Origin of the sequence: Candidatus Nitrosocosmicus oleophilus (assembly GCF_000802205.1) — an archaeon.
Lineage (GTDB): Archaea > Thermoproteota > Nitrososphaeria > Nitrososphaerales > Nitrososphaeraceae > Nitrosocosmicus > Nitrosocosmicus oleophilus.
The window spans coordinates 697,984-711,301 of the sequence record NZ_CP012850.1; the positions used below are offsets into that span (position 1 = coordinate 697,984).

Below are 13,318 nucleotides of genomic sequence, written 5' to 3' on the forward strand. Positions count from 1 at the left end.
ATGAAAATCAAAAAAAATAAAATAAAAATTCTTATCGTAGATGACGAGGATGATATTACTTTATCTTTTAAACGTATCTTAGAAATTCATGGATTTGAAGTGGATGCCTTTAATGATTCAAAGTTAGCTTTGTCAAAATTTAAAGTAAATTACTACGATATTGCACTTCTTGATATTAAGATGCCATATATAGATGGTTTTGATTTGTACAAGCAAATAAAGGAAATGGACGATAACATCAAAATATGTTTTTTGACTGCTAGCGAGGCTTATTATCAAAAATTTCGGGAAAAGGACTATCATGAATTAAGTAGGGATTTATTTATCCAAAAACCAATTGAACTCGAAGAATTATTAAAAAGACTTGCCTATTTGATGAAATAATCATAATGACAGGATTGGGTGTCTCATCAACCCAAAGGACAAGTCTTCAACCTATACAGCCCTCACAAATCCGTAATAAGTAAACCATTGTCCTCATTATTATTATCTGACTCTAACGACAATAGCATTATAATTTACAATAGTAATGTTTTTAAACCTTGTTTTAATAAGCAAAGTTAACAGTGTATTGAACCACCGTGACCAAAGCTTCAAGTATTGCGCTAAAACGATTCTTTTATAATGATATTGGTATATATTTGCAATAATAAACAAAAGTCATAAATAGTACATGATCTGTATTATCCATATAAAGATGATAGATAGTCTAAATGATCTATCTAATTACGATAAGGAGAATAACTCTGAGAGTACTTTCAATAGTTCCAGCGATGGTATTCCAAGATCAAATGCCGATCCGAATAGTTTAACTAAAGAAAGTAATCAAGAACAAATAAATTTTATTAATTTTACACAGCAATATTGTATCGGATTTATCGATATAATTAATTCCACTCAAGAAACTGCAAAAATAAAAGACCCTAAAAAGTTAAGAAAATATTATTCACTTTTTTTGAATTCGATGAGTACTATACTTAATCAATACCATGGAAAAATTATTAAAAATAGTGGAGATAATTTGTTTTTTTACTTTCCAAAAACATCAAATCCTGGTGATCTACATGCATTGCAAAACGTTTTTGATTGCAGCAATTCAATGATTAAATCAAACAAACCTTTGAATCAAGAACTGGCAGCAGAAAACTTACCTCCAGTCCATTATAGAATTAGTATGGATTATGGATTAGTAGAAGTTGCCTTGGGCTCTAATAACAAGGAAGTAGATTTATTTGGCTCGGTAGTAAATGAATGCGCTAAAATAAACAGCTTGTCTAAATCAAATGGATTGGTAATAGGAAAGAACTTGCATAGTTTATTAATCAATTCAACATTTGGTAAAGAATTTGAAATATCTGAGATTGAACTATCATTGGATGGGAATAGCAAAAATATTAATTCCTGTTATACAATAATAGATAATAGAAATTTATTAATCGCAAACAAACGGGATGAAGCCCTCAAACACCAAGTCCCTTCTAATGAAATCAAACGAACTAGTCAAATAGAAAACAAAAAGTACAATATCTTACTAATAGATGACGAGGAGGATATTCTATACACATTTCATTCACTGTTAAAAAAGGAAGGATATCAAGTACATTCTTATTCAAATCCTATCGAAGCTCTAGAAAACTTGGCAAAAAAAAATTCTCATAATTATGATTTGGTAGTTATGGATATAAGAATGCGCGAGGTGAGCGGAATAAGGCTATTCTACAGATTTAAAGCGATAGATCCATATTTGAATATCATTTTTGTAACTGCTCTAGATCTGGTTGGCGAGTTCGTCGAAGCTTTACCTGAAATCAAAATGACTGAAATTGTGAGAAAACCTTTAAACGGTCAACAGTTTTTATCGATCATAAAAAGGAAGTTAGCTGAAACTAAAACAGTTGGTAAATGACAGTATTGGATTTGTTAATTTTTGCTATCTTTGGTGTTGAAATTGAATTCGTACTTGAATTCATAACTAGTAGTAGACCAATAGACTTTCCTAACCTGTCGAATATTTTGAATTTTATAATAATCATTGGTTAAAGATGATGCTATTGAAAAATCTCGATCATATTTTCTCCCAGGATTCACTTTTATCAAGTCTAATTAAATTAGTAGTTTTTCCATGTCTACTGCTGACGCTGTTCTTAGCAATCTCATTAGATCCTACTTTATGGGTTAGTTCAGAGATACATCATTTTTACATCGAATTGATTGCAGTAATATTAGGTTCGGCCCTATCCTTTTATTACATTTTGCGCTATAGAGTTCTACGAGATCGATTTAGTCTTTTTGTTGGTATAGGATTTTTCATTAGTGTTTCCATTGATTTGTTCCATGTTGTAGTGTCTTTCGCTTTAATAGAGAATATATCTTTCATAAAGTATTTTATTCCTCAAACTTGGTTTGCTGGACGTTTCTTCCTTGGTGCGATGCTCCTAATTGCAATTTTAAAATATTCATCGGTATCTCCAAGAGAAGAAATAGAACAACTGTCTGATGTCAGAGCACCATCATATACACGAGAAGAAGAAAATGAACAAAAGGCCATTACTGAAAAAAAAGATGGTATGATTTTCTATATATCCATTTTAGGGATTATTGCAATAGTAACGGCTGTAAGCTCACTCTTTTTGGTTTATCCTTCATCAGTTTTAGATGATTATTCTGTTCATAGGCCGTACGAAATTCCACCTCTAATACTTTTTTGTTTGGTATTGTTCTTTTTTTACAAGAAAAAACTCTATCAAAAAAAAGATGTAGTGTATAAAGGACTTGCCTTGTATCTTGTAATTGATATATTTACACAGGTCGTCATGGCCTTTTCTGCTATGTCTTTTGATACTGCTCACAATATGGCACATGTTCTTAAAGACGTAGGATATTTTGTAAATATTATTGCACTTATTATGTCAAGCATGCAATACAGTGCTTATCTGAAAAAGGCTAATTCATTAATCAAAGAAAATCTTAAAAAATTACAGGAAAACGAAAAACTCAAGGATGATTTTATTAACATAGCTGCCCATGAACTACGAACTCCAATTCAACCCATTCTAGGACTTTCTGATCTGATTAATCATAGTCTTCAGAATGACACTAGCGAGATCGATAAATCAGAATTGAAAAGTGATATGAAAGTGATATATAGAAACGCAAAGAAATTACAAAAGCTAACCAACGATATTTTGGACGTCTCCAGAATAGATAGTCATATTTTAAATCTGAATACCTCGAGATTTGATTTTGTGGAACTTATTAAAAATACCATTGAGGATTTTACCACAAATTCAGAAAAAAAAGAAGAAAATGTATACATTGATTTTGATCTCCGCGATGAAACTAAATCAAAAGAAGTTCTTGACCAATCAATATTGATAGAAGGAGATAAGACTAGAATATCGCAGGTTTTGTTAAATTTGTTAAATAATGCAAGAAAGTTTACCGAAGAAGGAAAAATAACTGTAACGGTATTGATAAAAAAGGACGCCAAAGAAGTAATAGTAAGTATCAGTGACAGTGGAAAAGGAATTAATTCTGAAGTAATGAATCATCTATTTGAAAAGTTTATTTCAAGGTCAGATAGTGGGACTGGTTTAGGACTATACATTTCAAAAAACATAATAGAAGCACATAGAGGTAAAATTTGGGCATCAAACAACCAGAACGGAATTGGAAGTACCTTTAGCTTTAGTATCCCTGTTGAAACAAGATCTATGACAGAATCCGAACCCAAACCTGAACCCAAACCAAACGCAGGAATAAATCGCGCCTGAACTAAACCCTATCAAATCAAATTTTATTTATTGAAAATTATTGTAAACAAAAGAAGGATAATATCCTTATAAGGTATATCTTGGTATCCGCATTGGCCTAACAATCATAGTCCTATTCTCAATTTCTCATAAAAACCTAATCTCAATTGAGCTACCAGCACGTGTAACTTTTTTCATTATTGATAGTTTTTAGATCTTAAATTATTTTCTATGTTACCATTATGGTTACAATATCATTAATTCCAATTTCATAATTTGCATCCAGATTCTTGCTTAACTGAATATTATAGGTCTTCATCACAGTAATCAAGAATCTTGATCATTTTTCCAGAAAACCTGAAGGTCGTTTATACCAAAAATAATAATATATAGATCGAGCAATAATAAAATAAAAAGATCAACTCATCAAATTCTGATTTAATTAATCAACTTAATTTCGAAATAAAGTACAATTTTTTTCCATTCTACTTAATTTACATGAAATCAAATTGCAATTGTGATTTTGGCAAAATATTATCTACTCGTATTTTTTTACTTAATATCCTTACAGTAATACAGTATCGGATTTGATCTATTACTTTTGTATATCTTGTTAATATATGTTAGAGTTACAGGTTTTTAAGAAGAATTCTAAATATGCACAATATTAATTTAAATAGTGAATAAGATGAAATCAAATTCAAAGCTCTTCATAATGACAATAGTTTTAGGCAGTCTATTTATTGGATTGTTATCTTACGTACAAGTTCAATCCTCAAGCGCACAATCTACAGGGTTGTCAGCCTTAAAAAATATTCCTGGATATAGCATGTTTGAAGAAACCCTTAACGATAAAGCTGGAGCTTCTACTGCTGCAATAGGTACTCCGGATTATAGAATAATTGATAAAGCTGTAATCGCAAAATCTGCAAATAATGTACAGGCTGTTTTGCAAGCTCATGGACATATTCCAACTAATGGAGATGGTGGTGCTTTCGGGTATGGTATTTTGACTACTCAAGGTTTAAACGCTGTAATGGTAAGCACTACTCATAAAGGTGTATACGATAGTGAAGATCAAAAAGGTACTAATGACCCAAGGTGGCACAACCATTATGTATCGTTGGCAGATGTTCCAGGTGATCCCTGTGGTTCCAATCCAGCAGTCACATCAATAACATTCCAATCTCCAGGTGAAGTGGTAGTTAACAAGAATAAAGCAGTAATGTCAAATCTTCCAGCTAAATTTACAGGTACTTCACCACCATCCGATGTACACCGAGTTACATTAAATCCTGGAACTAATGTGCAAGATGTAGTGTCATTTACCCTTGAACCTACAGGCAATTCGGTATGTGTGACTAATATCAAGCATATAGATAAAGACGATATAATAAAGAACTAGAATCCTTATTATCAATTTTTTTGATTGAGTTATAGAAATTTTCTTGATTCTGTGTATTTCTATCATACCCTTCATCTCATAATGAACTGAGTGATTAAGATGGAGATCTAATGATATATTTTCAAAAAAATCTGAATTATTACATTTAGCGCTTTTGCGTAGATTATTGAATTGTCTGACGACTAGAATAAGTTGTCATGTTAGATCCTGTTGTTCTTTTTCTTTAAATCAAAAAAATTTATTCTAATTACTACCCTAAATTATCATTCTTGTTGTGATCATCAATATGATATGAACGTCATATTTTTCCTTATTAGAAAGAGATAATATAACCATAACAATAGATGTCATATGGTAGTTGATTCAAGCATAATCTACGGATCAATAGATTTAAAATTTGTCGGTACGCCTGCTAATTTTTCCTATTTGCAAATGAATATTAAAATAAGGATGTAATTGGTATCGAATAAGAATCTCTTAACAAATGATCCAACACGAGTATCTGGGATTAATGCTCACTTGTTCTTGTTCTATATGGACTTTTAATAAGCAAAATTGCTTTTACAAATTATATTTTATTATCATAAGGCCTTTTTTGGTTGAGCTTGAAAGCTAAGATATGTTTTTATGTATTGTGTCTTATCTACTTTCTAATGAAAAAAGCAAATAACCTATATGTTTTATTGTTTTTTGCATTTATGATATTGTTGCCCACTGGCATACAATTCTCATATTCTCAAGGTCAGGAATTGTCAACTGGGCAAGTACAATCCAATAGCACGAATGCAACAAATACTCCATTAATAAGTAATTCTCAAACTTTGTTATTAGAGGATACAACCTTACCTCAAGCAAGTTATCTTCATCTTTATGACTCTTCCCCATATAAAATTATGAATAGTCATATTGCTGCAAAAATTCCATGTAACGATGACTACACCACGCCAATAATCTTCCTTTTTGGGCCAGACATTCAGGTGCCTCTTGATGGATTAGCATTGTCACCTTTACTTTCACAAGCCGGTGGACTATGTATGTATAAGGGCGATATTATAGGAAATGGAACCACAAACTTTACGGATATTGCAATATACAATAACTCCACTGATGATATTGTCTTTCCGCCAACATCAACCATAAATATAAGAGTCAATGAGGTTTCTCCACAACTAAACAACACCATCCAGTAACACTTTCTTTTTTCTTTTCTCAGAAAATCAACTAATCGATTATTTGGACAAGAGGCATCTTTTTCATACATTATGACTAAAATGAAATAATGATACTGTAAACAAATTACCCGTTATTTAGAAATGATGGTCTATAATAATCCGATACTGTCACGCTTACTTTTCTATCATCAATAAGTGATAGTGACATGTCCATATGTAAACAGGAGTGATTATTTTTATGCTATGAATTTATTACTCTAATTTTTCTACCTAACCAAATTATTTACGTTTCCAAAACAACCAATTATCTATCTATTCATGTCTTATTTTTGATTAACTTGATAAGAAACGTTGATAATTAGATGGTCAAATATTTTCGAATACTTTTATTACTATTTATTAATATACACAAATAAAGTTGTAGTACTGGGAGACTGGACTAAAAATTGTTTAAAAAAGGATTATTGTTGACCTAGAGCATTGTTACCGAAGTTAAGGTTCAATGATGCATCTACATTATTACACGATGCTAATGATGTTCCATTTTCAGAAAAACATGAGGAGCTCTGTAATGTTTCAGATTGCTGTCCAATTCCTTCTTCTGCTACATTTTTTTTGTTTTTTGATGCAAAAACTGTGTTATGGTCTATAGTTATTACTGAACCAATAAGTGCTGTTGCAACAAATATTGTCATAAATGCCAATCTGGTTTGATTTTTATTCATAATTAAAAATGTTAAATATACTACATTAAACTTGCCAATACTAATTCTGCTTGCTTTTCTCTATAGATTTTTCTAAAAGAATATTTTGTAAAAGTTTAATGCATGTTTTATGGTCAATTCTAAACAATAATAAATCTCCTATTAAAGATGTGTCAAAAAAAGATTACTTATTTTTGAAAAGAACTTGTGTCAGCTAACCAGTGATATACTTTAATATATTTTTAAGAGTTTATGTGAAAAAAGACTCTTACTCCTTATGATCATCATACGTAGGAATTTAGATATCTGCTGACGGTAACAAAGAAATTCCTATATTTACTAACGCTATCCATTGAAAGATATCAAATTCATTGCAAACAGACTCATATATTGTATTTAGATTCCTGCGATGCGATTGTAATCAATCTGAGATTAGCTATTGCCACCATTGCCACCATTGCCACCTATACTGTTTCCACCATTGCCACCATTGCCACCTATACTGTTTCCACCATTGCCACCATTGCCACCATTGCCACCATTGCCACCATTGCCACCATTGCCACCATTGCCACCATTGCCACCATTGCCACCATTGCCACCATTGCCACCATTGCCCCCTATACTGTTTCCACCATTGCTACCTATACTATCGACAGCATTGTTCTTTCCTGTTCTATCGTCCGATTTACTTGAACATGTGTCATCTCTATCATTGCCACCATTGCCACCATTGCCACCATTGCCACCATTGCCACCATTGCCACCATTGCCACCATTAATTCCAGTGCCATTACTACCATCTAGACCATTGCTACCATCTAGACCGTTGCTACCATCTAGACCGTTGCCACCATCTTTACCCTTTACATTACATGAGGAAAAAAGCGTATCTTTGGTCATAGTATTCGAAGAATTAGACAAAGTTTCGTTGTCTACATTACCAGTGCCAGAATAAGCGCTTTGGTTGCCAATTAAACATAAAAATAAAGTACTAAAAATTCCCCAAATTAGTAATTGATTCAATAGTGATTAATAACAGGTCAAAGATATAAAGTATTTTGCCTAATTCTTATTACGTAAAATCAATGGGTTATATTTTAAGGTTTAATGGATCTTTTCTAAAATGGGTTAAATTATTCTGTATTAAATTAAATGAAAATCTACAAAATACTACCTTCTTCCTTTCTATTAATAAATAATTTGCAAAAAATTCTAATAATAGGCAACTGCAGTGGTATTCATTTTTAGTATACCAAGCTAAAAATTTTTTAAAAGCTGAAACATTTCATAATTGGGACATTAAGATAACTAGGATTCATATCTTAAATCTTGGTAAAAATGTAGATTTAAATTATCATGAACAATTTAAAGGTCATTTTATATTTACTGCAAATATACTATGCACGTTTAGATATGTGCTAATACATGAATATCAAAAAGAAATCAATAATACTCACATTTTTGGGCATTCAATTACTATCAGGAATTCTATTGTTTACAAATCCATTAAGTGCGAACGCTCAATTGGACTTTTTGAATTTAGGCGAGCAAGTATCACCTAATGATAATCAAACCAGCTTTAGTTCTCTATTTTCAACACCCGAAAATACAGGATCTCAAAATACAAGCAGTAATCAAGATGATATTTTAATTCCTAGTATGTCGTTCCATGATGGTCAAGATGGTCAAGACGGCTTATCAGGTCAAGATGGTCAAGACGGCTTATCAGGTCAAGATGGTCAAGACGGCTTATCAGGTCAAGATGGTCAAGACGGCTTATCAGGTCCGGAAAGGACAGTTATACCATAATCTTTTGTAAATCTCTTTTTTTGCTTAAATACCATCACTCATTATTTCCTTTATACCTGATTCGCTACTTCATTTGGAATAGCATAACATAGCATCAAGAAAAGTAAACTGATCAGGTCCGTCTGCTGAATATTATTATGGTATATCCAAATATGTCCCTCAAGGGTTCAGACAAGATTATTTATTAATCAAGATGGATAATGAATGTTTTGATAGGTGTTCATTTGCCTAATCTATATCCAAAATAGCATTGTATGAACCGAGAATTTGGCGAGTGAGACGTATTTCCGAATTGAATTACCTATTTATTGTTATTGTAGCTTTGTTCTCTTTCTACGAACGTTCCTTAAATGTTTTATATATCACCGTGATCTGTCATTTCAAAATATCGGAGTTATAATCCATTTTCAAAAAGAGAATGATACCTGAATATTCAATTTTTGTTCGTATTATTAACTTAAATTTGAATATCTCTAATAAGGTTCAAATGAAAAAATTGGAATCTATCTAATATTGTTCAACTGAAAAATTGGAACTAATTTCTACTATACTATTACTATAGATTATATCCAATTATTTTTCCATAATAAAAAACCTTATATAGCTACTTTGTGAAAGGTACACAACTTTGATCAATAACAAGTATATGCTATTTAGCATGGTATTTTTCTTAGCCATGACTTTATTAGGTCCAATTTATACAAATCCTGCTCTTGCAGCTAATAACGGCGGCTCAGGCGGTGACGGCGGCTCAGGCGGTAGCGGCGGTAGCTCAGGTGGCGCCATATCAGTTGGCGGCTCCGGCGGGTCTGGCGGCAATAGTGGCTCTGGCGGTAACGGTGGTAACAGCGGCGACGGCGGCTCTGGTGGCGACGGCGGCGGCAGTGGCGGTGGAGGAGACAATGAAGCCAATGGTGGCGACGGCGGTGACTCTGAAGGCGGCGACGGAGGAGACTCTGAAGCTGGTGACGGTGGCAACGGCGGCGACAGCGGCGATGCAACAAGCGGTGACTCCGACGGCGGCTCAGGCGGCGACGGCGGCTCTGGCGGCGACGCTGGTTCCGGCTCACTCTTCTCAGTAGGAGACGATGATGATGAAGATAATACAGGCGGCGACGGCGGTGCAGGCGGCGACGGAGGCGAAGGCGGCGATAGCGGTGACGCTGTTTCCATAGGCGGCTTTGGCGGCGACGGCGGCGACAGTGACACTGGTGGCGACGGCGGTACAGCTGGTAACGGCGGTAACGGCGGTGAAGGCGGTATTGCTGTGGGCATTGGTGACGACGGAGAAAACGAAGCCAATGGTGGCGACGGCGGTGACTCTGAAGGCGGCAACGGAGGAGACTCTGAAGCTGGTGACGGTGGCAACGGCGGCGACAGCGGCGATGCAACAAGCGGTAGCGCTAACGGTGGCTCAGGCGGCGACGGCGGCTCTGGCGGCGACGCTGGTTCCGGCTCACTCTTCTCAGTATTGAGTAGCAATGAAGGAACTAACACTGGCGGTACAGGCGGCGACGGCGGTACAGGCGGCGACGGCGGTGAAACCGGTCTAGCATTTACACTAGGCGGCTTTGGCGGTAACGGCGGCGACAGTGCTGCAGGCGGCGCAGGTGGCAATAGTGCTACAGGCGGCGACGGAGGCGAAGGCGGTTTCATCTTAGGCTTTGGCGATGATCAACAAAACGAAGCCAATGGTGGCGACGGCGGTGACTCTGAAGGCGGCAACGGAGGAGACTCTGAAGCTGGTGACGGTGGCAACGGCGGCGACAGCGGCGATGCAACAAGCGGTAGCGCTAACGGTGGCTCTGGCGGCGACGGCGGCTCTGGCGGCGACGCTGGTTCCGGCTCACTCTTCTCAGTATTGAGTAGCAATGATGAGGATAATACAGGAGGTTCTGGCGGCTCTGGCGGCTCTGGCGGTGCAGGCGGTGAAACCGGTCTAGCAGCAGCTGTAGGCGGCTTTGGTGGCGACGGCGGCGACAGTGACACTGGCGGCGACGGAGGTACAGCTGGTAACGGCGGTGCAGGTGCTGCAGGTGGTATTATTATAGGCGTAGGTGACGGACAAGAAAACGAAGCCAATGGTGGCGACGGCGGTGACTCTGAAGGCGGCAACGGAGGAGACTCTGAAGCTGGTGACGGTGGCAACGGCGGCGACAGCGGCGATGCAACAAGCGGTAGCGCTAACGGTGGCTCTGGCGGCGACGGCGGCTCTGGCGGCGACGCTGGTTCCGGCTCACTCTTCTCAGTATTGAGTAGCAATGAAGGAACTAACACTGGCGGTACAGGCGGCGACGGCGGTACAGGCGGCGACGGCGGTGAAACCGGTCTAGCATTTACACTAGGCGGCTTTGGCGGTAACGGCGGCGACAGTGCTGCAGGCGGCGCAGGTGGCAATAGTGCTACAGGCGGCGACGGAGGCGAAGGCGGTTTCATCTTAGGCTTTGGCGATGATCAACAAAACGAAGCCAATGGTGGCGACGGCGGTGACTCTGAAGGCGGCAACGGAGGAGACTCTGAAGCTGGTGACGGTGGCAACGGCGGCGACAGCGGCGATGCAACAAGCGGTAGCGCTAACGGTGGCTCTGGCGGCGACGGCGGCTCTGGCGGCGACGCTGGTTCCGGCTCACTCTTCTCAGTATTGAGTAGCAATGATGAGGATAATACAGGAGGTTCTGGCGGCTCTGGCGGCTCTGGCGGTGCAGGCGGCTTTAGTAACTTTGCAGCTTCTATAGGCGGCTTTGGTGCTGATGGCGGTAACAGCGAAAACGGCGGTAACGGCGGTACAGCTGGTAACGGCGGTGCAGGCGAAGACGCTGGTATTGCTATAGGTATTGGTGACGATGCAGAAAGCGAAGCCAATGGTGGCGACGGCGGTGACTCTGAAGGCGGCAACGGAGGAGACTCTGAAGCTGGTGACGGTGGCAACGGCGGCGACAGCGGCGATGCAACAAGCGGTAGCGCTAACGGCGGTGCAGGCGGTGCAGGCGGTGCAGGCGGCAACGCAGGTTTATTTTCATACTTCAAAGTCTTTGACTTTGATAACCTATTCACTTAAACCTGAACTAACTACTACATACTAGCCTAACAGAACAGAATATGATGAAAAGGTAACTTTTCATCTTTATTTTATTATATTATTAAAAGAAATTGAAACTTTATTAATCCCATATAAGTGTACGTTAGAAAAAAAGAATAGCATCTAAAACAATTCATTAGATCGATAATTTTTATAAATTTGTGTTCTATTGATAATTTATTTCGACGACTAATGGTAGTGTTATTAAGATATCACTTGAAGGAATCATAAAATATATAAAGTACGCATGTCAATCTACTTTGTTTAAAATACTTTTATGTTCTCCGTAAAAGGAGTATTTATACTTATCCACAAATTACAACAATTTGAATTAAGTTACAATGCATCTTGATCCACTTTTATCAATCATCTGTTGTATAGTTACTAAACATAAGAAAACAAAGACGATTGACTATATCCAGACCAGGTCCCATAATATGAATGCTGTCTTCTTTATTTTTCCTTATTTTAAATAATATACTTGCGCTAACAGGCAAATAATATTCTCATGTTTATTTTACATGTGTTATTATATATCTAAATAAGTAATTTAGTCTATTATTATGATCATATTCATAGGATCTTCGAATAGCGTAATAAGTAACTAAATAATGGATAAAAATGATTAATCCCTTAAAAGAGATTAAGGGATTAATTAACCTAGTTTAAATTGTTTCTGTTCCTGGGACTTTAGGTATTAATGAGTCTTCTCCTTCTTCATTGCATGCAAATGCATTGCAAATAGCTATTGCATCTCCACCTTTTCCACCGTTACCGCCTGCGCCACCGTCAGCATTTCCACCGTTTGTCTCACTAGTACTACCGCCGTCACCACCAGCACCTGCAGTAGAGTCACCACCAGCACCACCAGTAGTGCTACCACCGTTGCCACCGTTAGCAGAGTTCTCTCCTACATACTCATCTGCACCGACTAATTCTAATGCTGCATCAAGTAATTCTTCGCCTATATTGCCTCCAGCACCGCCTTCTCCGCCGTTACCGCTATTACCACCAGCGCCACCAGCTTCGCTAGCACCACCTTCACCACCGTCTCCAGCAGTTGCGTCTGCTCCGCCTCCTTCACCACCATCACCACCATTGCCAGCGTCTCCACCGTTTCCAGCAGTTTGCGTTAATGCATTTGCAAGTGAGGTTGATGGAACCATTGTTGTCAAAAGAGCTAGTGCAACTGCACCAAGCACTGCCATATACAATAATGAGCTTTTTTTCTCATTCTTGGATTTTTCATTACGTTGAGTCATATTAAAAATTATTGTAGATCATAATTATATTATAATTTGGAGTGATAATTTCATTATAATTTTCTAGTATTATATTTGGTAGAATTATTAACATTAGAATTTTGAATGTATGGGCGTAAATGGGGGATATCT

The 13,318-nt window shown here is 37.3% G+C and carries 10 protein-coding genes; 7 read left to right on the plus strand and 3 right to left on the minus strand.

Translation table 11 applies throughout. The features are described 5' to 3' along the window. From NMY3_RS03385 to NMY3_RS03405, 5 genes are all read left to right on the plus strand, one after another. Entirely contained in the window at window positions 1-384 is a 384-nt protein-coding gene (locus NMY3_RS03385; protein WP_196817537.1) for a response regulator, read from the plus strand. A 313-nt stretch (window positions 385-697) separates the two neighbouring features. Further along, on the plus strand, window positions 698-1,906 hold the full coding sequence (locus NMY3_RS03390; RefSeq protein WP_196817538.1) for a response regulator: 1,209 nt from the start codon (window positions 698-700) through the stop codon (window positions 1,904-1,906). 145 nt (window positions 1,907-2,051) lie between these two features. Beyond that, a complete protein-coding gene (locus NMY3_RS03395) occupies window positions 2,052-3,773 on the plus strand; it encodes a sensor histidine kinase (RefSeq protein ID WP_196817539.1) in 1,722 nt (573 codons plus the stop codon). A gap of 667 nt (window positions 3,774-4,440) precedes the next feature. Next, window positions 4,441-5,157, plus strand: coding sequence for a hypothetical protein (locus NMY3_RS03400; RefSeq protein WP_231100212.1), 717 nt, complete (start codon window positions 4,441-4,443; stop codon window positions 5,155-5,157). A gap of 653 nt (window positions 5,158-5,810) precedes the next feature. Further along, window positions 5,811-6,347, plus strand: coding sequence for a hypothetical protein (locus NMY3_RS03405; RefSeq protein ID WP_196817541.1), 537 nt, complete (start codon window positions 5,811-5,813; stop codon window positions 6,345-6,347). A 443-nt stretch (window positions 6,348-6,790) separates the two neighbouring features. Here the strand turns inward: NMY3_RS03405 and NMY3_RS03410 are convergent, their stop codons facing one another. Together NMY3_RS03410 and NMY3_RS03415 are read right to left on the minus strand one after the other, a co-directional pair. Next, window positions 6,791-7,054: a hypothetical protein gene (locus NMY3_RS03410; RefSeq protein ID WP_196817542.1), complete on the minus strand. Its 264-nt coding sequence runs from the start codon at window positions 7,052-7,054 to the stop codon at window positions 6,791-6,793. A 411-nt stretch (window positions 7,055-7,465) separates the two neighbouring features. Continuing rightward, window positions 7,466-8,059, minus strand: coding sequence for a hypothetical protein (locus NMY3_RS03415; RefSeq protein ID WP_196817543.1), 594 nt, complete (start codon window positions 8,057-8,059; stop codon window positions 7,466-7,468). A gap of 402 nt (window positions 8,060-8,461) precedes the next feature. Between NMY3_RS03415 and NMY3_RS03420 the strand changes: the two genes are divergently transcribed. Continuing rightward, window positions 8,462-8,845: a collagen-like protein gene (locus NMY3_RS03420; protein ID WP_196817544.1), complete on the plus strand. Its 384-nt coding sequence runs from the start codon at window positions 8,462-8,464 to the stop codon at window positions 8,843-8,845. 628 nt (window positions 8,846-9,473) lie between these two features. Further along, on the plus strand, window positions 9,474-11,903 hold the full coding sequence (locus NMY3_RS03425; RefSeq protein ID WP_196817545.1) for a hypothetical protein: 2,430 nt from the start codon (window positions 9,474-9,476) through the stop codon (window positions 11,901-11,903). Window positions 11,904-12,589: 686 nt separating this feature from the next. On the opposite strand, the gene NMY3_RS03430 is transcribed toward NMY3_RS03425, so the two are convergent. Then, entirely contained in the window at window positions 12,590-13,186 is a 597-nt protein-coding gene (locus NMY3_RS03430) for a hypothetical protein (RefSeq protein WP_196817546.1), read from the minus strand. Between the last annotated feature and the right edge of the window lie 132 nt (window positions 13,187-13,318).

Bases quoted from the DNA above. Each gene is read 5' to 3' on its own strand.
- NMY3_RS03385 (WP_196817537.1), top strand. From the start codon at position 1: ATGAAAATCAAAAAAAATAAAATAAAAATTCTTATCGTAGATGACGAG.
- NMY3_RS03390 (WP_196817538.1), top strand. From the start codon at position 698: ATGATAGATAGTCTAAATGATCTATCTAATTACGATAAGGAGAATAAC.
- NMY3_RS03400 (WP_231100212.1), top strand. From the start codon at position 4,441: ATGAAATCAAATTCAAAGCTCTTCATAATGACAATAGTTTTAGGCAGT.
- NMY3_RS03405 (WP_196817541.1), top strand. From the start codon at position 5,811: ATGAAAAAAGCAAATAACCTATATGTTTTATTGTTTTTTGCATTTATG.
- NMY3_RS03410 (WP_196817542.1), bottom strand. From the start codon at position 7,054: ATGAATAAAAATCAAACCAGATTGGCATTTATGACAATATTTGTTGCA.
- NMY3_RS03420 (WP_196817544.1), top strand. From the start codon at position 8,462: ATGAATATCAAAAAGAAATCAATAATACTCACATTTTTGGGCATTCAA.
- NMY3_RS03430 (WP_196817546.1), bottom strand. From the start codon at position 13,186: ATGACTCAACGTAATGAAAAATCCAAGAATGAGAAAAAAAGCTCATTA.